The sequence below is a fragment of the Pseudoalteromonas espejiana DSM 9414 genome (assembly GCF_002221525.1).
GTDB classification, from domain to species: Bacteria; Pseudomonadota; Gammaproteobacteria; order Enterobacterales; family Alteromonadaceae; genus Pseudoalteromonas; species Pseudoalteromonas espejiana.
The window spans coordinates 628,346-652,193 of the sequence record NZ_CP011029.1 but is presented as its reverse complement, the minus strand read 5'-3'; the positions used below and the strand labels follow the sequence as shown (position 1 = coordinate 652,193).

The following is a 23,848-nucleotide window of genomic DNA, read 5'->3' as shown; positions in this document are numbered from 1 at the left end:
GAAGAACTAACCCTAAAAGATCTAAATAAATCCTGGGATGTCTATATAAGCCATAAATAGGACGCGAGAACCAGATGCTTAATTTTTATAGTGGAGAAAATATGAGCGCTTGTAGATCATGCTTTTTGCGAAAGTAGCTTAAATCTCATTAAAAATGGCAAAGGTAATCTTATAAAATCACCAAAATGCTCTGACGTTGTGAGGGAATATGAAAAAAAGATATATCGGGATTGCATTGGTATTAGCGGGAGTTTTTATGTCCATACCACTGTTTTTATGGAGTAAAAACTTTGGACTTGGTCACGGTGGTACAACTGAAGCATGGTCCCACTTTGGGGCTTTCTTTAGCGGTATAGTTAGTCCTTTGCTTGCTTTGCTATCGCTTATTGGCGTACTTATAACAATACGTACACAAGGGGAAAGTAATAAACAGCAAGCTTACTCAAATCAAAGAGCAGAAGACAATCGAAAACATGCAAATGAGCTACAAATTAGAGTTGAAGAGAAACGGCAAGAAAACTTTGAGGTAAGTCTTCAAAATGAGAATGCTTTATGCTTTATGCTTTATGCTTTAAGGCACAGAGTAATTTGGTTCGCACTGTAGGAATCGAAATACTTAATAGCAGCTTAGATAAATCAAGAATACAGGTAGTCAAATCCGCAAGAACTTTACTGAGTGAGATGCACAACCTCAAATATGATATTCCAGATAAATTGAGCAGTTATAAAATCATTCAGCGGGATATTATTGTTCGATCACTATGCGCTGCAGTAACTAATGCTGAGATGGCCATAGAGCATTTACGCAGACATGGTTACGATAATAATGAGATAAATTTGATAAGTTTCGACAATACCATTACCCATTTAAGGCATGTAATTAAAGAAAATGGTGGCATGGACGATTGATAATCAGCTGTGAGGCATATTTATATTGAAGGTAGTTTCATTTTCTATGTATATAAGCATCAATTAAAAGCGACAAACCTTAACTCCAGAGAGTCTGCAATTGGCACTCTCTAGCCACTCGACATCATAAAATATTGAGAATAATTGGCTAGGTATTTTACTGTGTCGGATGGCGCTTCGCTTACCCGACCTACACTAGCACTTATCTTTCACGAGTTGTCTTATCACTCCCATCTACACTCGCGCATATTCACTTTATCATTTTTAAAACTAACACCTTCTGATAATAGCTTTTGGCGTTGTTCTTGGTATTTATCACTGCCTTCAGGAAACGATATTTTTCCTTGGCTGTTTACTACCCTGTGCCAAGGTATCACCGAGTCGTTTGGCATTACCTTTAATAAGCGCCCTACCAAACGTGAATTTTGCGGGTAACCTGCAAGCGTTGCTACTTGCCCGTAACTTGCCACAAAACCTGCAGGTATATTTGCAATAATGGTGTAAATGAGGGTTTCTTTATTAATATCCTCGTTCATTTAAATACGCCTCACTGAGTACTTTAAACTGATCCCAAATTGAGCGGGCAACGGGCCCGTGATGAATTGCATCTCGCCTGAATGCGCGAACTTCTATACCAAACTCATCTTCTCTGTCGTTTATATGTATTTGCTGTAAAAGCCCAGCTTCTATTTCCGGCGCGCAGTAATCTATATTCATCATTGCCCAGCCTGCGCCTTGTAATAAAAACGATTTTAAATTGGTTACGTCATCTATTTTCATTAAGGCTGAGCCTTTGGAATATGAAAGCTTATCGCTGTCTATACTTAAGTCGCTTTCAAACATGGCCAAACAGGGGTAATTTTGTAACTCGCTAAAGGTGATATTTTTTGGAAACGTATTGGCCGCTGCAATTATACCAATATTAAGTTTACCTATTGGCAGGCTTTCTAAGTGCCCTGTTGCATGGAATAAATCAAACCACGGGCCAATGCCTAGCTCTACTTGACCGCTATTTACTTGCTCTAAAGAAACAAAGCGTTTGCCACTGGTTAAATTAAATTCTGTACGTTTAAACAACCTAAAAGTATTACTTATGATCTCGTTGTAACTTTGCTTTTGGCAAATTTGCTCGTAGCATATTCTAAATTGCGGCTCGTTACCTAAAGCGAGCTCTTTGGCAAGTTGCGCTAATTCATCGTTAGCGTGTAAAAGTTGCTGTGCTTCGCGATGAAAAACGCGCCCCTTTTCAGTTAACTGTAATCGGTACTTGGTTCTATCTAGTAACTCAAAACCTATTTTTGCTTCAAGGTTTTTTATGGCAAGCGTAAGCGCTGGTTGAGTTTTATGTAATTTAAGCGCCGCGCCACTTAAACTTGCACTTTGTACAATGGCATCTAAAATTTGTAATTGATTCAGCTTCATACTGCGCTCAACATGATCATAAATAAAACTTATTATGTTTCTAAAATTTAATGAATTTTATTTTATATGGTTGCAGCGTATCCTGCACTTACTTATTTTGCCCATCATTGCCACGGAGAAGACATGAAACTCTTTCGTCTATGTATACTTACTACGACTTTACTTACCTTAATGGCCTGTTCAGAGCCTGAAAAGCAAGTAAAAGAAGAGCCCATAAGGCCTGTTAAATTATTTAATATTGGACATGATTCGCAAACAAATGTACGCAGCTTTCCTGCTGAAGTAGTTGCAAACCAAGGCTCTTACTTGGCGTTTAGAGTAAATGGTGAGCTTGTTGAGTTTCCGGTTTTAGCAGGTGAAGAAGTTAAAAAAGGTCAGCTACTGGCAAAGCTTGACCCAGAAGACTTTCAATTACAATACGATGATAGAAAAGCCCGCTATGAGCTTGCTAAGTCGCAACTTGGTCGTATTGAGCAATTACTTGAAAAAAGAATCGCAAGCCAGTCTGAATACGATGAAGCATTAGCCAATATGCAGGTAGCTGAATCTGCCTTTAAAATTGCCGAAACAAACCTAGAATACAGCGAATTACGCGCACCATTTGCAGGCACTGTGGCTAAAGTGTTTGTTAAAAACTTTGAAAACATTCAAGCCAAGCAAAACATTTTACGCTTAGAAACACGCGACTTAATGGATGTAGAAATACAAGTTCCTGAAAAAATAATAGCGCGCATTAAAAAAGGGACCGATTACCACCCTACCGTTGTGTTTGATGGATTTGCAAAAAAAGAATACACCCTTGATTTAAAAGAGTGGGATACACAGGCCGATCCAACCACCCTGACCTACCAAGTTGTTTTTTCGCTGCCAGTACCTAATGACTTTAATTTACTTGCCGGTATGACAGGGCGTGTATTTATTGATTTATCTAAAGTTACTAGCTCGCAAGTAGCGTATACCATATTACCCGTTGAGTCGGTTTTTTCTGAAGCAAAAGAAAGCGTCTCTGATAACGCGTATGTGTGGTTATACAACCCAGAAACAGGTGTTGTTAATAAGCAGGCTGTAAAAGTAGGGCAAGTTCACCGTGATGGTATTGAAGTACTTAGCGGTATTAAAGAAGGCCAAATGGTTGTATCTGCCGGTGTGCACTCACTAGATGAAGGCATGAAAGTACGTCCATGGAATAAAGAGCGAGGCTTATAATTATGAGCTTTGCGCAACTCTCCATAGAGAAAAAAGTAATTAGTTGGATGTTTGCACTGCTGCTGTTAATTGGCGGTAGTGTGTCGTATTTTGACTTAGGCCAATTAGAAGACCCAGAGTTTACGCTTAAAACAGCCATGGTTATTACCATGTACCCGGGTGCGTCGCCGCAGCAAGTAGAGGAAGAAGTCACCTTCCCTATTGAAAATGCGATTCAGCAGCTCCCATATGTTGATTACGTGACCTCTATTTCATCAAATGGTAAATCTCAAATTTCGGTAGAAATGAAAAGCACCTACCGAAAAGAGCAGCTGCGCCAAATTTGGGATGAAATGCGTCGTAAAATTAATGACCTTTCTCCTTCGCTGCCAAGCGGCGTTTACCCAAGCACTATTTTAGACGACTTTGGCGATGTATACGGCGTTTTATATTCGGTTACTGGCGATGGCTACTCTTACGATGAACTAAAAGACTACACCGATTACTTAAAGCGTGAACTAGTACTTGTTAAAGGTGTAAGTAAAGTGACTATTGCTGGTGAGCAACAACCACAAGTTATGGTTGAAGTATCTACACGTAAATTGGCTCAACTAGGTATAGCCCCAAGCCATATTTTTGGTTTGCTGCAATCACAAAATACGGTGTCTAACGCGGGCAAAATACGCGTTGGCGATGAGTCTATTCGCTTTCACCCAACCGGAGAATTTAAAGATGTAAGTGAGCTTGAAACCCTGCTTATTTCAAAACCTGGTGCAAGTGAGCTTATTTATTTAGGCGATGTAGCAAAAGTATTTAGAGAATACGCAGAAGTACCTACTAATGTTATTCGTTACAACTCAGAGCAAGCACTGTTAATTGGTGTGTCGTTTATGAACGGGGTTAACGTAGTTGATGTAGGTAAACGTATTGACGAGCACTTAGCAGAGCTTGAATACCAGCGCCCACACGGCATACATGTTGAATCGGTATATAACCAACCTAAAGAAGTAGAAAAGTCGGTAGATGGTTTTATTGTAAGCCTTGTAGAGGCTATTGCCATTGTAATTGTGGTACTGCTTATATTTATGGGTTTAAAAAGCGGTATTTTAATTGGCGGTATTTTGTTGCTGACCGTTTTAGGCACCTTTATATTTATGAAGCTGTTTGCCATAGACCTGCAACGTATTTCTTTGGGCGCACTTATTATTGCCCTAGGTATGCTGGTAGATAACGCCATAGTAGTAACCGAGGGCATATTAATAAATTTAAAACGTGGCCAAACTAAATTAAAAGCGGCAGTTAATATTGTTGAGCAAACTAAATGGCCACTACTAGGCGCGACAGTTATTGGTATTACTGCATTTGCTCCCATTGGATTAAGCTCTGATGCCACGGGTGAATTTGCTGGCAGCTTATTTTGGGTATTATTTATTTCGCTTTTATTAAGCTGGATCACCGCCATCACCCTTACGCCATTTTTTGCAAACTTAATGTTTAAACAAGACGAGTTTAAAAAAGGTAAAAATGCTGAGGGCGAAGAGGAAGACGACGACCCATACAAAGGCTTTATTTTTACAGGCTATAAAGCACTTTTAGATGTGTCTATGCATTATCGTAAAACAACACTTGTTCTTATGGTTGTATTACTTTGCTCTGCAGTAGTTGGCTTTGGCGCGGTTAAACAGTCGTTTTTCCCAGCCTCTAATACGCCGATGTTTTATGTAGATTACTGGCAGCAACAAGGCTCAGATATACGTGCAACGCTCGATGGCATTAAAAAGCTAGAAAACTACTTACAAAAAGAAGAGCTCGTTGAAGAAATAACAAGTACAACAGGTCAAGGTGCGCCGCGCTTTATGCTTACTTATGCCCCTCAAAAATCGTACTCTTCTTATGGACAGCTTATTATTAGAGTAAAAAACCGCGAGGCGGTTGCTGTAGTAATGCAAAAGGTGCGTGAATATTCGCAAAGTACGCCTCTTTCAGCCGAGCTTAAAATTAAGCCGATGGAAATTGGCCCATCTACCGATGCTAAAATTGAAGCTCGCTTTACAGGCCCAGACCCAGTAGTGCTTAGAAAACTTGCAGCTAAAGCAGAAGACGTTATAGCAAAGGATGAAGGGGCTTATAATATTCGTGATGACTGGCGTGCGCGTACTAAAATGATTCGCCCACAGTTTAACGAACAAAAAGCGCGCCGTTTAGGTATTAGTAAATCTGACCTTGATGATGTGCTGCTTACTAGCCTCTCTGGTAAACAAGTGGGCGTATACAGAGATGGTACGCAACTGTTGCCTATTATTGCCCGCTCCCCTGCTAATGAGCGTTTAAATGTAGAAAGCGTTCACGATTTACAAATTTACAGCCCAGTACTTGGCGTGTTTGTGCCAGTAACGCAAGTGGTTGACGAGTTTGTGGTTGAGTGGGAAGACAGCTTAATTATGCGCCGCGACCGTAAACGTACAATAACGGTAATGGCGGATCAAAACGTTTTAGGTGATGAAACCGCGGCTAAATTATTTGCCCGTATACGAGGGCCGGTAGAAGCGATAGAGCTTCCGCGTGGTTATAAATTAGAATGGGGCGGCGAATATGAATCGTCATCTGATGCGCAGGCCGCTATTTTTGGCTCGTTACCATTAGGCTATTTAGCTATGTTTGCGGTAACCATACTGTTATTTAACTCGCTTAAACAACCTTTAGTTATTTGGGCTACTGTGCCACTTGCTATTATTGGTGTAAGTGCGGGCATGTTAATAATGAATGCGCCATTTAGCTTTATGGCATTGCTTGGCTTATTAAGCTTAAGCGGCATGTTAATTAAAAACGGCATTGTGTTGGTCGATCAAATAAATCTTGAGCTCCGCGATGGTAAATCGCCTTATCAAGCTGTGTTTGAATCGGGTGTTAGCCGTGTGCGCCCTGTAGCAATGGCCGCAATAACCACTATTTTAGGTATGATCCCACTATTATTTGACGTGTTCTTCCAGTCAATGGCGGTAACTATAATGTTTGGTTTAGGCTTTGCCACCATACTAACGCTAATTGTGGTACCGGTACTTTACACCGTGGTATTTAAGATTGATTACGAACCAAGAAAGTAATCTAATAAAACTGTAAACACTTTAAACGCAGCTCCTTTTTATGAGCTGCGTTTTTTTTATGGGCTGTATTTTTAATTTAATCCCACTCAAATTTAGCATTAACTAATCTAATTCTATTCAACTTGGCTATTATATAGAAAATCTAAAAATTCATTTCACAATGAGCTCCATTATCAATTTAAAATTTCAGATGTAAACTTACTTCATTATCTAGTTAACGCAAACGCTAGGTATTAATTGCAGGAAAATCACTGCTTTTAATTTTAATTGCCCTTTGTGTGGGCCTATTTATAAGTGAGATTATTATGTTTAAGAATTTTGGATGGATAGTAGAAGCTAAACTTAACGCTGGTGAATTAGAAAACTTTAAAGCTGTTATGAACTCTCAAGTAAACCGCGCACTAACAGAAGTGGGCACAAAAAATTATCAGTACTACCTATCTGATGCAGGTGATGTACTTGTATATGAACGCTTTGCTGATGCAGACTCTTCACACGAACACATTGAAAACTGGGATGACCACGCAGAGCGTTGGATAGCAGCTGCAGCACCAACTCGCATGGTGCATTTAGGCGACTTACCTGATGATGTGCGCCAGCGCCATGCAGCACTAAGCCCATTATGGTTAAAACCTTTTGGTGGTTTTGCTCGCGAAGAAGCACAAACAAGCCAAGTTGAAAAAGACGGCAACACAACATTTGAAAACTTTGGCTGGATTGTAGAGGCTAAACTAAACCCAGGTAAACTAGAAGAATTTCGTGAAGTTATGAATTCACAAGTAGAGCGCGCTAAAACAGAGCCTGGCACACTAAACTACCAATATTATATGTCTGACGATGGCGACATTATGGTTTACGAGCGTTTTAAAGATTTAGAAGCATCGCACATTCATATTCAAAACTGGGACGATCACGCTGAGCGTTGGATTGCTGCAGCAACACCCACTCGCATGGTACATTTAGGTGATTTACCAAAAGAGCTGACAGATAAACACGCAGCACTAGCACCATTATTACTTAAACCATTAGGTGGTTTTGCTAAGTAATCTGACTCTTTTAATAACAATCGAGTTGAGCAAATATTATTGCAGCTTGCTCTATTGATACCTTATAGTTAAATGCCATAGCCTATCCGGTTATGGCATTTTTGTATTCAAGGTAAAGGTACAACAGTGCATAATTTAAAATTAATAATATTAATGACGGGCTGTGTTTTTATACTTTTTGGCTATTTATGTTTTATAACCGACGAAAAAGGTAACGTAAACTTAAATAACTATCGATTTACAGGGGGCTTATTGCTGGTAGTTTCCGGCATGATTGATGGCACCCAAGACTTAATTAACCGCCTACGTTCTAAAAACTCATTATCGGCGATTGCTATTTATTTAGGTATACTCTTATTTTATATTGGCTTTAGCATTTAATAAGTAGAACCTCGAGTGACAGCAAAGCAACTTTTTAGAATAATAATGACGTCTAGCTTACTATTCCCGCCCCTACTTTTTATTGCTTGGGACGAGAACCTAGACCCGCCATTTATTGCCAACACCGCTTATGATTTTTTAACACATAAGTTATTCCCTGTTTTATCAGTGGTACTAAGCATTGCAGCAGGTATGTACGGATATAAAAAGTACAACGCATGTATAACATTTAAATCAAATTTTAAAGATTATCTAGAACACGATGGGAAGCTTAGGGGCTGGCTTGGTATTTTGTTTATACCTGTTCTAGTTTACTTATGGCTGTGGGCTGCTTTTTGTATTTCAATAAAATTGTGGGCTTATTATTATAGCGATAATAGTTGGCAGCAAGAGTATCAGCTAGTTGCTGTAGAGGCATGCCCGACTGATTACGAATACAGCTGCGCTAAGCTGGTTGTGCTAGATTTAAATAATTACAGAAAGCGCTCTTTTAGATGGTATTTAGATAAGAGTAAGCTACAGCGCTTACAAAACGAAAATATAAACATAGTGGGCGTTAAAAGCCCTCTAGGGGCTATAGTTCATCAAATACAGTGGTAGTTAGGGTATATTTACACTACTTTTTTAAACTTAACGTGCCAGCTTTACGATTTGCTGGCTTTTTATTACTTGAGTTTTTACCATCGCCTTGCGTATTTTTACCTACTCCGCCTTTACCAACATAAGTAGTTGATCGTTTTTGAAAGGGTGAGTTACTTCTTTGCGTGCGTGTGCCTCGTTCATTATTAAATGCACGTGGGTTTTCGCCCTGAAAATCACGCTTTTTAGGCTCGCCTTTATTGTTATTACCGGTGCTATTTTGCTTATTGTTATCAACCGAGTGCTCTTGTGTTTTACCCGAATCGGCTATCGAGTCGTTAATTTGCGCCATTTCTACATCGGTTAAATGTCGCCACTGCCCTACTTTTAAGCCCTTTAGCGTCACGTTCATAATGCGTGTACGTTTTAATGTAACAACTTCATAGCCTAAGTATTCGCACATACGGCGAATTTGGCGGTTTAAACCCTGAGTAAGGACAATTTTAAATTCTTGCGGAGCAGTTTGAGTAACTTTACACTTTTTAGTAACAGTATCTAAAATAGGGATGCCGTTTGCCATTTTGGTTACAAACTGGCGATTTAGTGGTTTATCTACCGTGACTACGTATTCTTTTTCGTGATTATTACCAGCGCGCAAAATTTTATTTACGATATCCCCTTCGTTGGTTAAAAAGATTAGCCCTTCTGATGGTCTATCTAATCGCCCAATAGGGAAAATACGAGTTGGGTAGTTAACGGCTTTAACTATGTTACTTTGAATTTTACTTTCGGTTGTGCACGTAATACCAACTGGTTTGTTATAAGCTATGTATACACGCTTTGGCTTTTCACGAAGCGGATTACCATCAACCAAAACGATATCAATATCTGCTACTTTAACGCCCATTTCTGGCACATTACCGTTAACCGTTACACGACCTTGCTCAATATATTTATCGGCTTCTCGGCGAGAGCAAAACCCAGTTTCACTAATAAATTTATTTAAACGTTTTAATTCGGTCATGGCACTTAACAGTCGTAATTTTAAAGGCGACTAGTGTAAACCACACACACATATTTTTCGCCCCTAATTTAATATAAATAGGTGTTTAGGCACTAATTTTTGCTTGAGTGAGCTTGCGCCATATAAATTCAAGCGGCCCTTGTGTATAAAAACGGCTATAAAGCGCTGTGAATAACAGTTGCACAACGACCAAAGCGGTTGCCACTAACCAATAATCTATGCGGTTAAAGCTTAATGCCCAGTGTGGGAATAAAACTTTATAAAGCAGTAATTGCATTAAGGTTTGGCTTATATATAGGGTAAATGCTAATCGACCCGCTTGTTGAATAAGCGTACCGACATGTGCACGGTTATTACACAACTTAGCAATAAGGTGTATGTAAAGTACAGCGACAAAAAGTGCTGCGTATGCATTTACTAATTCTTGAATCGCTATACTTAAACCATCATTTTCCTGAGGGACTAATAACCTTAAGCTTGTAAAAGTAAGCGCCCCACTAACGCACACAAATAACTGCTGCGAAGTAAGTCCTTTGCTAAATACCTCTAACTTATATAAATACATACCAATTAGCATAATGCCCGCAAACATAAAAAAAGCTAAAAATGGGACCGCTATAACTGCAAGTATATTGTAGCCTAAGTTACTGATAAAATAGTCAATATAGAGTGGGTTATATAAATCTGAAAATGCTTTAGAATCTCGATAAATACTCTCATCAGGCATGTTCATTAAAAACAAAAAGTTTACAATGCAGGTTAGTAACATAAATAAAATGCCCTTTTGTAAAAGCACATTATTATTGCTATCGAGGTATTTAAGTACCCACCAACCACATACGCCGTACACAAATAAAATATCGCCAGCCCAAAGTAAAAACCCATGCGCTAAACCAAAAATAATAAGCCAATAAAGCCTCGCTTTAATAGGGATAGTTGCTTTGTAGCGCTGCCATTGTATAAATAGCCCAGCACCAAAAAGAAGGCTGAAAAGGGTTCTAAAGCGCCCATCAATAAAAATACTACTAAGGGTTTGAATTACGGCATCACTAAAAGGTGGCTTAGCTAGTGGTGTATAGATATAGTCCCCTAATCCAAATGCATAGCCGTTCATATAAACAAGGCAAAGCACGGCAATACCGCGTATAAAATCCATATTGTAATTGCGCATAAGTAAAGCGTTTGTACCTATTAAATGTTATTTTTGTAGTTGTCGGCCCAATCGACGGCTTGCTTGTATATGCCCGGTAAAATTTTACTATCTATATTTAATAGTACTACCGCTTGCTCAAGCGCCCACCAGCTTCCTGTTTCGTATGCTTTAACAACGTTTAAGATGTAGTAAAGTTGGTTTTTTTCGTTTAATAGTGCAGCTTTAATGTCGTCAGGAAAAGGTAGCTTTTCAACTAATAAACTCATTGGTTGATCAAGTATTGCATCTAATAGTGAGAACAAGCCAGTTAAAAATGCTTCTCCCGCAAGCGGTTTAGACACATGCTTAGCTAATAACTCACAAAACCGCGCTCTTACTACACACACTTGCATCAACTCTGCCGGCTTTTTCCCCGTAGTGTGGGCAGTAACAATTAAACTAACAAACTTTTTAAGGCGCTCATGACCTAAGTATACCAATGCCTGTTTAATAGAATGAATTTTGCTTTGAATAGGAAACACGCCGCTATTTAGTAAACGCATCAGTTTATAAGCAAGCGCTGCATCGGCTTCAAATAAGGTAGTAATTTGCTTTACATCCGGGCTTGGCTTCATTACCTGCGCATAAATAGCGATAACTAATGCGTAGTTATAATCAATATCCTTTTGTGCATGCATAGTCGGTTTTGCAAAAAAGTAGCCCTGAAAATAGTCAAAGCCCATTTTATGCGCTTGTTGATAATCAGCTTGGGTTTCTATTTTCTCTGCCAGTATTTTTATTTTTTTATACTGCTTTAATTTTGCAACTACCGAGGTGATCTCGCTCAAGGGGGTTTGTGCAATATCAAACTTAACCAGCTTTACAAACTTTAAAAAACGTTCCCATTGTGGTTTATATACAAAGTCATCAAGCGCGAGCTTATAATTGTTATGAAAAAGCGCTCGGCAAAGTTGGTAATTATCGTCTGTTGGTTCAATGGTTTCGAGTAGTTCTATGACTACATCTTTACAAGGTAAAAAAGCACATAAGTCGAGTTTTAGTGACTCTGGTCCTATATTTATTAGCGCAGTTTTACCAGAAGTAATGTGGCGAGTGCCTAAATTAAGCTGATTCTCCATAATTAGGCGTGCAGTTGCATGACCTTCTTCTATATCAGGAAAAAAGTTTTTCGGACTATTACGAAATAATAGTTCATAAGCAACTACATTTTGTTTACGATTAAATATTGCTTGCCTTGCAACAAATACAGACACATTACCTACTTTTATTAAATTTACCAATACCAAGTAATTAATAACGTAAATAAGCTGCTATGTCACGGAGCTAAGGTGTATTTACAATAACTTTATTGATATAAGTATGAAATATAATCAGTTGCCACTTGAGTCCACGAAAAACGTGCCCCTTTAGCATTAGCTTTAATTTTTTGCCATTGCTTAGGCTGTTCTTTGTGTAACGTTAGTGTTTCATGTAAACACTTTAGCAGTGAATCGGCTTGCTTACTAAGCATACCAGCATTAAAACTAAAACCGTTTTCATTATGCTTTACGGTATCTTTTAGTCCGCCAACACTGTGAACTAAACAAGGCTGCCCTGCTCGCATTGCCAGCATTTGGCTAATACCACAAGGTTCAAATGAGCTAGGCATTAAAAACAAGTCCCCTAATTGGTACATTAAATCACCAACACCTTGTCCGTAACCTTTCAAGAATAAAAGATTTGAATTGCGCGCCATTGCTTTAGTAAATACCTCTTCTAGTGCTTCTTCTCCTGAACCTAATATAATGATGCGACCATTAAATTCATCCACTATTTGACACACTTTATCGATAGCTAATGAGCTTTCAAAAGACTGACACAACAGTAAAACTTTTTGCTCAGTGAGCCTGCCAACACTTGTAACTAATGGCCCTTTAACAGGTGATGCCATAAACTGTTGTAGTCGTTGATGAGCAATATAGTAGCCACTTTCAAGCTGTGGCTTTTTTGCCATCCAAGTAAATAGTGTGCTTTCAATCTGTTGATATAATTGAGGTAAACTAGCACTATGGCTGGGCTCCTCAGGGTATTCACAACCATTTAAAATACCAAGCAGTTTGCCCTGTTTTTCGCAATTTTGTAAATCAAGCTCAAGGCCTTCTCCACCAAAAAAACCTTGCTGATAGTCACTTGGTTTTAATACTTCTTTGCTGTAAGTAGGCGAAACCAAATGTACTTTGTCTGCAAGGTTTATTGTACTGCGCATAGGATTAAAACAATGTGGGTAACGTGGGTCACATAAGTGTTGCCCGTTGTAACCTAACGAAGGAAACCAAGCTTCTAAACTTGATTCATCATGTTTAAAAGGCCTGATCCCTTGTAGTGCTAGGTTATGCACCGTGTATGCAATATGTACATTTGCCAAATCACGGTATCGTTTATCAAACTTTAGTAATACGGCAACACAGGCACTGTGCCAATCGTGTAAATGCAGTGCATTTGGCTGTTTAATGAGTCCTTGTAAAAGCGCTTCGCAAACAGCGGCATTAAATAAAGCATATTTAGTTGCGTCAGTTGCAAATGGGCGACCGGGTTCGTCGTTACAATACACCGAACCCGATTGACTAAACAAAGGGTGCGAAATAACAAATTGGTTTATGTGTGTGTTGTCGTCACAAAGTTTAAATAACGATAATACCTGTGGTTGCGCTCTAAAAATAACTGTTACGTCACCTATGTAGTCTCGCTGCAAATGCTCAAAACCATAATCGGGTATTATTACATCTACATTCACGCCTTGTGCTGCCAGTGCTTTTGGGGCGTCTCTTACAACATCTGCAACCCCGCCAACTTTAGCATTAGGTAAAGCATCGTTTTCTGCGGCAACCATTAATACATGCATTTATTTACTTCTTCCTTTAACCTTTTCGTTATTCGCACATGTGTTAGGCGAATTTTTTGTTTTCTTGAGATTGACGCTCAAGCTTTTTAGCAAGCTCACTGAGCATATCACGGGTTACTAACACGATCCCTTTTTTAGACACTCTAAAGCCATTTTCTTCATCGGTTTTTCTATCAAAACCTATTTCAAGCCCTGCGGGTATTTCACAGCTTCTATCAATAATCGCGCGTTTTATTTTACAATTACGATTAATAACAGCACCGGGTAATATCACCGATTGCTCAATTTCACAAAATGAGCGCACATGCACATTAGAAAACAGTAATGACTTTCTAACCACTGAGCCCGATACAATACACCCACCCGATACCGTTGAATCTACTGCCATACCACGTCTATCTTCATCATCAAAGATAAACTTAGCTGGAGGAAGCTGCTCTTGGTATGTCCAAATAGGCCACGTTGGATCGTATAAATCTAATTGTGGCTCTGGCATAACGAGTTCCATATTGGCTTCCCAAAATGAATCAAGTGTGCCTACATCGCGCCAATAAGGTTGCCCTTCTTGAAGTGGATCTCTAAATGGAAACGCATATACACTATGCTCTTCAATAATGGCAGGAATGATATCGTGACCAAAGTCACGCCCAGAGCCTTCTGTTTGTGCATCTTTTTTAAGTTGCTCAAATAAAAACTCAGTGTTGAAAACATAGTTTCCCATTGATGCTAAACACGTGCCTGGCTTACCGGGTACTGAACTTGGTATAGCGGGCTTTTCATCAAAACGACACACGCGGCTTTGTTCATCTACGGTCATAACACCAAACGTATCTGCCGCCTCCTCAACGGGTACTTCAAGGCAACATACGGTCATGTCAGCGCCTTTTTGTACGTGCTCAGCAAGCAGTGCACCGTAATCCATTCGATATACGTGGTCCCCTGATAAAATCATCACGTACTTTGGTAACTCATGACGAATAATATCCATATTTTGAAATACGGCATCAGCGGTACCGCAATACCATTCATCGCCATTACGTTGCGACGCCGGTAAAATCTCTACAGACTCTCCCAGCTCCTTTTTAAAGTGCCCCCATGCGCGATTAACATGACGAATAAGTGAATGAGACTTATATTGAGTGGCAATACCCACTCGCCTCACACCTGAATTAATACAGTTTGATAGCGGAAAATCAATAATGCGGTGCTTACCGCCAAAGTAAACTGCGGGCTTTGCACGCCAATCTGTTAACTCGTGCAAGCGTGAGCCGCGTCCACCAGCCAGTATTAACGCATATGTATCTCGGGTTAAGCTACTTATGTAACGATTTGCATAACTAGGCATAATACTCTCTCCGTTTAGTCTGTGCTCTTAGTGGCATGGCTCTTAGTTGCTTGTAAGTCTGTTTCACTAATAGTTAGGGGGGTTAAGTGCCAAATATCTTCACTGTATTGGCTTATGGTTCTATCGCTTGAAAAAATTCCACTTGCTGCGGTATTTAAAATACTCATTTGAGTCCAATGAGTTTGATCTGTATAGGCAAGCTCTACTTGTTTTTGCGCTTTAATGTAACTTTCAAAGTCGTGTGCAACCAGCCAAGGATCGTGAGGGCTTTTGATTGCATTAACTATATCGTCAAATAAACTGGGCTCAAATAAGTTAAATTGCCCACTTTCTAAAAGTTGCATAACGTTTTTTAAATCACTGTTTTGCTCTATTAAATTTGTTGGGTTGTAACGCGACTTAATATCGTCAATTTCATGCGCTTGTGCACCAAACAAAAAGAAGTTATCAGCCCCGACTGCATCTCTAATTTCAATGTTTGCGCCATCTAATGTGCCAATGGTCAAAGCGCCATTCATCATAAACTTCATGTTACCAGTACCAGACGCTTCTTTACCTGCGGTAGACACTTGCTCAGATAAATCGGTTGCTGGGCAAATAGTTTCCATTGCGGTTACATTGTAATTAGGCAAAAAGGCAACACGTAAATAAGGCGCAGCAAGCGGGTCTTTATTAACAACCTCTGCAACGTTATTAATTAATTTAATAATTTTTTTAGCCATGTAATAACCTGGGGCTGCCTTACCACCAAGTAACACACAACGAGGGACTAAGTTTTGTGTATCACCACGGCGTATTCGGTCATATAAATGGATAACATGAAGTACATTCAGTAACTGGCGCTTGTATTCATGGATACGTTTTACTTGTACGTCAAACATCATGTTTACATCAAAATCGACATCGCAACGCGCTTTAACTAAATCAACTAAACGCTGTTTGTTTTCACGCTTAACGGCTTGCCATTGCGTGTGGAAATTTTTGTCATCGTAGTATCGGCGTAATTGGCTGATTGTCGCAAAGTCACTTATCCATTTATCGCCAATCTTTTCGGTAATTAATTGACTCAGTGCAGGGTTACAATGCGCTAACCAACGTCTTGGGGTTACCCCATTGGTTTTGTTGTTAAATTTGTTTGGCCAAAGCGCGTAAAACTCTTTAAATAGGCCTTCTTTTAATAGCTGAGTATGCAGCGCTGCTACACCATTAACTGAGTAGCTGCCCACTATAGCTAAATAGGCCATACGAATTTGCGGTACATCGCCTTCTTCTATTAAAGACAATGTACGCTGTTTGTTAGCGTCGCCAGGCCAATGTTGTGCAACTTGAGCTAAAAAGCGTGCGTTAATTTCATAAATTATTTCTAAAATGCGAGGTAATAATTTAGCAAATAATGGGACTGACCATTTCTCTAGTGCCTCAGGTAGTAACGTATGGTTTGTATACGCCATAGTACTGGTAGTAATTTGCCATGCATTGTCCCAATCAAGCTCATAGTCATCTACTAAAATACGCATTAATTCGGCAACGGCAATACTTGGGTGAGTATCGTTTAATTGAAATACGTGATGATTGGCAAAATCGCTAAAATCTTCACCATACTGCTCCACCCATTGCGATACGATATCTTGAATACTGGCAGATGATAAAAAGTACTGCTGACGAAGACGCAGCTCTTTACCATTTTCACTGCTGTCATTAGGGTACAGCACCATGGTAATTTGTTCTGCTAAGTTTTTTTGTGCAACGGCTTCTGAGTAACTACCCGCATTGAATTCGGTTAAATTAAACTCATCTGTGGCTTCTGACTTCCATAAACGCAGCGTATTGACTATATCGTTTTTGTAGCCTGGAATTGGCACATCATAAGGCACGGCTAATACATCTTGGCAGCCTATCCATTGACGATGCTCGCGACCGTGTTTATCTGTGTAACTTTGTACATGACCAAAAAACTTTACGCGCTTAGCTTGTTCAGGCGCAGCAAGCTCCCAAGGGTGTCCTTCACGAAGCCAATTATCAGGTTGCTCTATTTGGTGGCCATTTTTTAATGATTGATTAAACATGCCGTATTCATAGCGAATACCGTAACCAACCACGGGAAGCGCAAGGCTTGCACAGCTATCTAAAAAGCAAGCAGCTAAACGGCCCAGGCCTCCATTTCCAAGCCCTGCGTCGTGCTCTGCTTCTGCGACAGTTTCAATGCTTGTGCAATACTCTTGTAGCGCTGATGATACTTGCTCATCTAAGTCTAAATTTAATACAGCGTTACCCAGTGCTCGACCCATTAAAAATTCAAGTGATAAATACGCTGTTTTACGTCGTTTTTCTTGTTTAATTTGTTGGTTGGTTTCTCTGCAACGCGCCACTAACCTATCGCGAATTGTAAGCGCTAAGGCGTGGTATAAATAAAGCTGAGATTCACCCACTTTGTCGCGCCCTAAGCTGTAGTAAAAATGCCGAGTTAAATCATCTTTTAAAGTGCTTTCATCAATTACAGGGCCTTCTTGCCACCCTTTTACCACACACACATTTTCGTCTTGCTTAGACATGACCTTCGTCCTCTAAATTGGCACTAAAAACCCAGCTACTTTGTGCTGAAATTTCGACTATTGCATCTCCTTTACTACTAACAGATGCGTTATGTACACTTGATAAAACCATTTCCCATTGCGCAGCAATTGGCGATGGGGGTAACTTACAAAAAACTGTTTTTTTACTCGCATTTAAAATGATCAATAAGGCGTATTTATTTTGCTTATCCAACAAGCTATACATTAAAAATTGCCTGTGTGGTTCATGCCAATGATCGTTACTCATTTTTATACCCTGCTCGGTAAACCATTTAACCGTGAAACGCTCATCAATGTCTTCTGAGAACACACTGTGTTTAAAAGCACTATGACCGCGCCTTATTTTAAGCGCATCATCAATAAATCGAGTCAACGAATGATTTAACTGAGAGTCTTTCCACGCAAGCCAACTTGTACGGTTATTTTGGCAATAGGCGTTATTATTGCCCCCTTGTGAATGCCCCATTTCACTACCAGAGGCAATCATGGGCACTCCTTTAGAGAGTATAAGCGTGAGTAAAAAGTTCTTTTGCTGCTGCAATCTAAGTGCAATCACTTTACTGTCGTTAGTAAACCCTTCTACACCGCAGTTAATTGAGTGATTAGCGCTGTGCCCATCTCTATTTTGCTCGCCGTTTTCCTCATTGTGTTTGTGCTCATAACTCACTAAATCAGCAAGGGTAAAACCGTCATGGCTAGTGATAAAATTTATGCTGTTAAGGGGGCCACGTTGACTATGTTCAAAAATATCAAATGAGCCATGAATACGCTTTGCAACATTAGCGATTACCCCTTCTTCACTTTGCCAAAAGCGACGTATCACATCTCTATATTGATCGTTCCACTCTCGCCAAGGAGCCGCAAAAGCACCTAACTGATAACCACCGGGTCCAATATCCCAAGGCTCGCTAATCAGTTTTACCTCACTTAATACAGGGTCTTGCTCTATAGCCTGAAAAAAAGCATGCGCTGTATTAAACCCATGTTGTGTACGCCCCAAAATAGTCGCTAAGTCAAATCTAAAGCCGTCTACCCCCATAACCTCGACCCAATAGCGTAAGCTATCGAGGACCAGCTTTAAGGTTTTAGGGTGATCGATATTAACTGTGTTACCACAGCCTGTATCGTTAATATAAACATTCGGTTTATCGGGTACCGTGCGGTAGTAAGCTAAATTGTCTAAGCCTCTTAACGATAAAATAGGCCCATCCGTGCCAGCTTCTGCGGTATGGTTGTAAACAACATCTAAAATCACCTCTATATTTGCAGCGTGCAGCTCACTAACCATTTGCTTAAACTCATTGATATCATCATCAATTAAATAGTCTTTATGCGGTGTAAAGAAGTTTAAAGTGTTGTAGCCCCAGTAATTTTGCAAACCTTTAGCTGTTAAAAATTGCTCACTAATAAAGGCGTGCACAGGAAGTAGCTCAATGGCTGTAACGCCCAAATTGTGTAAGTGTTCAATAAAGCTAGGATGGCTTAGGCCTAAAAATTTGCCTTGTAAGTTTTTAGGTATATTAGGATGGCGGCAAGTAGCCCCTTTAACATGACATTCGTATATAACTGTGTTGCACCAGCTATGATTTGGTTTTTTATCTGTATAAGGCTTACTATTTATTACACGCGATTTAGGAATATCTATCGCGTTATTAACGGTGCTTTTTGTGCCTATAGGCATTTGCCCGTAATGACGTTCACTCCAAGTAAATTCACCAAATAAGTCTTTTGCGTAGGGGTCTATAAGGAGTTTATTTTCGTTAAATAATAAACCTTTTTCTGGGCTGTATTCCCCTTCAACACGAAAGCCATATAAAGCGCCTTCATTTAAAGGCGCAACGTGGGCACTCCATATACCGCCTTCATTGATGTGCATAGTTACTTTTAAAATTTCAGAATGACCGCTTTTATCAAATAAACAAACATAGGCTTGAGATGCATGCGGAGCATAAAGGCTGAAGTTTACGCCATTATCAGCTAGGTTGGCGCCTAACGGCTTAGGTTGTCCATGTGAAACCTCAAATCGATTACTCATCTTCAACCCTTTGTAAATAAATAGTGGTTAATCCACCAATTGAAATATTAATGGTATGTGCAAACCCATGAGCATTCCTTTTTTTAGCGCTTATAACACCTTGTGCATTAGCTGTTACCTCAACACCGGAGCCAAAAAAACTATCTTCATCGGTATTTAAAATAACCTTATATTTTCCTGCACTTGGTACGCCCAACTCGTAATTTCGATATGACACAGGGGTAAAGTTAGCGATAACAACGACAAAGTCATGCGCATTTTTTGCATAACGCACAAAGCTAAATATGCTTTGCTCATTATTATTGTTATCTATCCATTCAAAACCTGCGGGGCTGCTATCTAGCTCATAAAGTGCGGGGTGTGTTTTATATATGTTATTAAGGGCCTGTACGGTGTTTTGAATACCAGTATGGCTTTTATGTTCAAGCAAGTGCCAATCAATTGAGTGGTTATGATCCCACTCTTTTCGCTGCGCTATTTCACTTCCCATAAATAATAGTTTTTTGCCAGGATGTGCCCACATAAAGGCATAATAAGAACGTAAATTCGCAAATTTTTGCCACTCGTCCCCAGGCATTTTTTCAATTAAAGAGCCTTTACCGTGAACGACTTCATCGTGGCTAAGCGGTAATATGTAATTTTCGCTAAATGCATACACCATCGAAAATGTCATTTCGTGGTGATGATGCTGCCGATACAAAGGATCGTGTTGCATGTAATGCAAGCTGTCGTTCATCCACCCCATATTCCATTTATAACCAAAACCTAAACCATTATGTTCAACGCTTTGTGTAACACCTGGCCACGCGGTTGACTCTTCAGCAACCATCATAATTCCGGGATTATTTTTGTAGCTGCGTAAATTAACTTGTTTTAGACACTCTATTGCCCCTAAGTTTTCTCGACCACCATAGCAATTGGCAACCCACTCACCTTCTTTACGGCTGTAATCTAAATAAAGCATTGATGCCACTGCATCTACGCGCAAACCATCAAGGCCAAATTGCTCTAGCCAATACATTGCATTTGAGATTAAAAAGCTCTTAACCTCAGGCCTATCGTAGTTGTAAATATATGTATTCCAATCTGGGTGAAACCCTTGGCGTACATCGGCATGTTCAAATAAATGAGTGCCGTCAAAGTGATGAAGCCCATGTGGGTCACTAGGAAAGTGCCCAGGCACCCAATCAAGCAACACGCCTAAATTAGCTTTATGGCATTGCTCTATAAAATATTTAAAGCTGGCGTAATCACCAAATCGACTTGAAGGCGCAAATAATCCTACAGGCTGATAACCCCAAGAACCATCAAATGGGTATTCACTAATAGGCATTAGTTGTATGTGGGTAAAACCCATTTCGAGCGTGTACGCTATAAGCTTATCGGCAAGTTCATTATAGCTTAGGTATCTGTTACCCTCTGCGCGCTGCCAAGACCCTAAATGCACTTCGTAAATACTAACGGGTGCGTCAATGTGGTTGCGTTTTTGTCGGTTTTTTAACGCAGAGTCGCTAAGTTTAATTGCTGGAGTTGTTTGTTGTAATACACTGGCAGTACCAGGCGCTTGCTGCATTTTAAAAGCAAAGGGGTCGGCTTTTTCAAGTACTTCACCTGATTGTGTAACAATTGAAAACTTATAGCAGGTATCCGCTTTAAGCTCCGCTATAAATAATTCCCACACTCCACTTGCAGGATGAAACCGCATAAAATGACGATTAGCTTGCCAAAAGTTAAACTCACCAATAACAGACACACTCGCAGCATTCGGTGCCCATACACAAAAACGTACGCCTTCAATACCTTGCTGGCTAACAAAGTGAGCACCTAAATGCTTATAAGCGTGTTCTAAACTCCCCTCATTAAAAAGGTACATGGCGTCTTTATCTAAACTAGACTCAAAACTATATTCATCAAAAAAACATAACGTCGAATCTGAGTAAGTGGCTTCGCACATGTAAGGTGCGCATGGCGCCTCGGTTACGCATGCAATAAATAAATCACTGTTGTTATAACGCTTAGCCGCTATTTTTTTATCATTTATACTAATACTTACGCTTTGCGCTGCAGGTAAAAACACACGGATTTCGTAGCTACTTTTATAACTATGCACGCCTAAAAAACTAAATGGGTCTTTAAATCTGCCACCTTGTAATGCATTAACTTGCGCATCATAGTGTGTATGCATGGGATCCTTTGGTGCGGTACTACGCATATCCTTTCCTTATTGAATTGATAGCAGCCAAGGTACTGGCATTATTTTGAAAAATTTCTTTGCTGGTATGAGTTAATACCCGCCGCCAGTTTGGGTATTCTGTATTAGTGCCAGGCACATTTACTGGGTAAGTTTGCTTATCTAAATCATCAAGCTGCAATGCAAACAACCGTGTGTTTGCATGAGCTAAGGCTTTTGCAAGTTCACTATAAACGGTCATAGCGTTACTATTTTCGCTTAGTCTTTCATGGCTGTGTCTATTTATAAAACGAAGCAATCGTTGCTTTTCTGTTTTACGCAGTTGATCCTGTTGATGATATTGCTGCTCATCTATTAATTGATATTGCTGCTTTATTTTTAAATCATCTAACTGCCACCAGCCACAAAATGGTGGCACATCATGATTAGCAATCATAATTAAGCAATGTTTGGGTAAGTGTTCTAAAGGTAAAAACTCGCCATCATGTTGTTTTTCAAAATAAAATAAGCTATTTGAATATATACCACTACTGGCTAGCGCATGCTTTACCTCGGGAGGCACTATGCCTAAGTCTTCTCCTATAACAATGCTTTTATTTAAGTGAGACTCTATTTTTAAGATAGCCAATAAATATTCAAAAGGGTAATAAACATAACAGCCATCTTGCTTATGGTTGTTTTCAAAACACCACCATAAACGCCTAAGTGCCATTACATGGTCAATTCTAAGCCCGCCAACGCCTTGCATGTTTGACTGAATAAGCGCGCGATAAAAAGAGAAATGTTCATTCTTTAGCTGCTGGGGATTTAGTGCAGGTAAGCCCCAATTTTGTCCGGCTTCTGCCCATGGGTCTGGTGGTGCGCCGACATTTGCGTTTTCGCTAAATAGTGGTTGTTGTGATTTATATTCAACGCCATCACCTGCGCACCCTACAGCTAAGTCGTTTATGAGGCCTATTGCCATACCTGCATCTAAGCAATGTTGCTGACAAATATTTAACTGTAATCTGGCCTGCCACTGTAAGTAATAATCAAAAGACGGATTAGCTGAATTTAATGTTTTCAACGTGCTTTGGTTTTGCTCACAAAACAAATTAAATTCATCACGTCGCGCTGAAGAGGCAGTTGCTTCAAAATGAGTATAAAGCGCATTGAATAAGGTATATTTAGCTCTGCTAACAAGCTCATAATCTATAAACTGCTCATGCTTATTTATAATGGCTTGTACTTCATCGCTTTGCAATAATGTGTTTAATTGCGCGTTATTATTACTGTCGCCGCACAGCTCAATAGATATATAAAGTGGGTTTAATAAAGCTCGGCTATTTGGACTGTAGGGACTTGCTCGCTCTGGTTGCTCTGCAAATAACAAATGCAACGGGTTAAGCAGTATGTAATCCATATGCTGTTGTGCGCATAACTCACATAGCTCAAGTAAATCATTAAAGTCACCCACACCTAGGCCAGCTTTATTTTTTACCGTATAAAGTTGAATAGAAAGCCCAGTTCGTTTGCTATCATCTACTTGGTAAACTTTTTCAGGGGTTGCCCATAGTTGAGTCTGTTTACTTTGCTCACCTACCTTAACTACTGCGCTATAGTAGCCAACAGGCATAGTCGCGAGTGGTACTGCAACTTCAATATAGCGCACATCATGCAGATAATATTCACCCGTTACAGCTAAACCATGTAAGTTTTCTCTTTCAAAGTTAAGGTTGAGCTCACTAATCGATACACTAAAATGCTGGCCTAGCTGTCGCTCATCAATGCGAACGTGTAATAGCTTATCCGTTAAAGAAAAAAGCGACGTATTAGGCGTGAGTTCAAGCCAGGTCGCAGCATCTAATTCATAATTAAGGTGTGCAACTTGGTTATCGTTTTCTGTATTAACACCACAACATTGTAAGGCACGTTTGCGCGTGTCTTCGCTAAATATAACCTGCTCGCCTGTGTATTTAGTAAATTCATAACCAATACCGTGCAGGTAAAACAACTGCGAAAGTGCGTCCATATGTTCGCC

At 39.8% G+C, this 23,848-nt stretch carries 17 protein-coding genes; 6 read left to right on the top strand and 11 right to left on the bottom strand.

Annotated features, from left to right (window positions below):
* Positions 1-208: 208 nt before the first annotated feature.
* Positions 209-604, top strand: a complete 396-nt coding sequence (locus tag PESP_RS19775) for a hypothetical protein (protein WP_089349714.1) — start codon at positions 209-211, stop codon at positions 602-604.
* Between the two features lie 529 nt (positions 605-1,133).
* On the opposite strand, the gene PESP_RS19765 is transcribed toward PESP_RS19775, so the two are convergent.
* Together PESP_RS19765 and PESP_RS19760 are read right to left on the bottom strand one after the other, a co-directional pair.
* The gene (locus PESP_RS19765) at positions 1,134-1,445 is read right to left on the bottom strand and encodes an MGMT family protein (RefSeq protein WP_089349712.1); all 312 of its coding nucleotides are present in this window, start codon (positions 1,443-1,445) and stop codon (positions 1,134-1,136) included.
* On the bottom strand, positions 1,429-2,331 hold the full coding sequence (locus tag PESP_RS19760; RefSeq protein WP_089349711.1) for a LysR family transcriptional regulator: 903 nt from the start codon (positions 2,329-2,331) through the stop codon (positions 1,429-1,431). Before PESP_RS19760 ends, PESP_RS19765 begins: the two co-directional genes overlap by 17 nt.
* A gap of 123 nt (positions 2,332-2,454) precedes the next feature.
* Between PESP_RS19760 and PESP_RS19755 the strand changes: the two genes are divergently transcribed.
* From PESP_RS19755 to PESP_RS19735, 5 genes are all read left to right on the top strand, one after another.
* Positions 2,455-3,537, top strand: a complete 1,083-nt coding sequence (locus PESP_RS19755) for an efflux RND transporter periplasmic adaptor subunit (protein WP_089349710.1) — start codon at positions 2,455-2,457, stop codon at positions 3,535-3,537.
* A gap of 2 nt (positions 3,538-3,539) precedes the next feature.
* Entirely contained in the window at positions 3,540-6,620 is a 3,081-nt protein-coding gene (locus PESP_RS19750) for an efflux RND transporter permease subunit (RefSeq protein WP_089349709.1), read from the top strand.
* Between the two features lie 305 nt (positions 6,621-6,925).
* Positions 6,926-7,666, top strand: coding sequence for a putative quinol monooxygenase (locus PESP_RS19745; protein ID WP_089349708.1), 741 nt, complete (start codon positions 6,926-6,928; stop codon positions 7,664-7,666).
* Between the two features lie 126 nt (positions 7,667-7,792).
* On the top strand, positions 7,793-8,047 hold the full coding sequence (locus tag PESP_RS19740; RefSeq protein ID WP_089349707.1) for a MetJ regulator of methionine regulon: 255 nt from the start codon (positions 7,793-7,795) through the stop codon (positions 8,045-8,047).
* A gap of 45 nt (positions 8,048-8,092) precedes the next feature.
* The gene (locus PESP_RS19735; RefSeq protein WP_164504456.1) at positions 8,093-8,647 is read left to right on the top strand and encodes a hypothetical protein; all 555 of its coding nucleotides are present in this window, start codon (positions 8,093-8,095) and stop codon (positions 8,645-8,647) included.
* 16 nt (positions 8,648-8,663) lie between these two features.
* Here PESP_RS19735 and rluF read toward each other — a convergent pair whose 3' ends face one another.
* From rluF to malQ, 9 genes are all read right to left on the bottom strand, one after another.
* The gene (gene rluF / locus PESP_RS19730; protein WP_089349705.1) at positions 8,664-9,650 is read right to left on the bottom strand and encodes a 23S rRNA pseudouridine(2604) synthase RluF; all 987 of its coding nucleotides are present in this window, start codon (positions 9,648-9,650) and stop codon (positions 8,664-8,666) included.
* Positions 9,651-9,735: 85 nt separating this feature from the next.
* A complete protein-coding gene (locus tag PESP_RS19725) occupies positions 9,736-10,806 on the bottom strand; it encodes a DUF418 domain-containing protein (RefSeq protein ID WP_089349704.1) in 1,071 nt (356 codons plus the stop codon).
* Between the two features lie 35 nt (positions 10,807-10,841).
* Entirely contained in the window at positions 10,842-12,056 is a 1,215-nt protein-coding gene (locus tag PESP_RS19720; protein ID WP_089349849.1) for an EAL and HDOD domain-containing protein, read from the bottom strand.
* Positions 12,057-12,148: 92 nt separating this feature from the next.
* Positions 12,149-13,684, bottom strand: a complete 1,536-nt coding sequence (locus tag PESP_RS19715) for a glycogen synthase (RefSeq protein WP_089349703.1) — start codon at positions 13,682-13,684, stop codon at positions 12,149-12,151.
* Between the two features lie 43 nt (positions 13,685-13,727).
* Positions 13,728-15,029: a glucose-1-phosphate adenylyltransferase gene (gene glgC, locus PESP_RS19710; protein ID WP_089349702.1), complete on the bottom strand. Its 1,302-nt coding sequence runs from the start codon at positions 15,027-15,029 to the stop codon at positions 13,728-13,730.
* Positions 15,030-15,043: 14 nt separating this feature from the next.
* Entirely contained in the window at positions 15,044-17,581 is a 2,538-nt protein-coding gene (locus PESP_RS19705; RefSeq protein WP_089349701.1) for a glycogen/starch/alpha-glucan phosphorylase, read from the bottom strand.
* Positions 17,574-19,637, bottom strand: a complete 2,064-nt coding sequence (gene glgX, locus PESP_RS19700) for a glycogen debranching protein GlgX (protein WP_089349700.1) — start codon at positions 19,635-19,637, stop codon at positions 17,574-17,576. Before glgX ends, PESP_RS19705 begins: the two co-directional genes overlap by 8 nt.
* On the bottom strand, positions 19,630-21,849 hold the full coding sequence (glgB, locus tag PESP_RS19695) for a 1,4-alpha-glucan branching protein GlgB (protein ID WP_089349699.1): 2,220 nt from the start codon (positions 21,847-21,849) through the stop codon (positions 19,630-19,632). Before glgB ends, glgX begins: the two co-directional genes overlap by 8 nt.
* On the bottom strand, positions 21,842-23,839 hold the full coding sequence (malQ, locus tag PESP_RS19690) for a 4-alpha-glucanotransferase (RefSeq protein WP_089349698.1): 1,998 nt from the start codon (positions 23,837-23,839) through the stop codon (positions 21,842-21,844). Before malQ ends, glgB begins: the two co-directional genes overlap by 8 nt.
* Positions 23,840-23,848 lie beyond the last annotated feature (9 nt).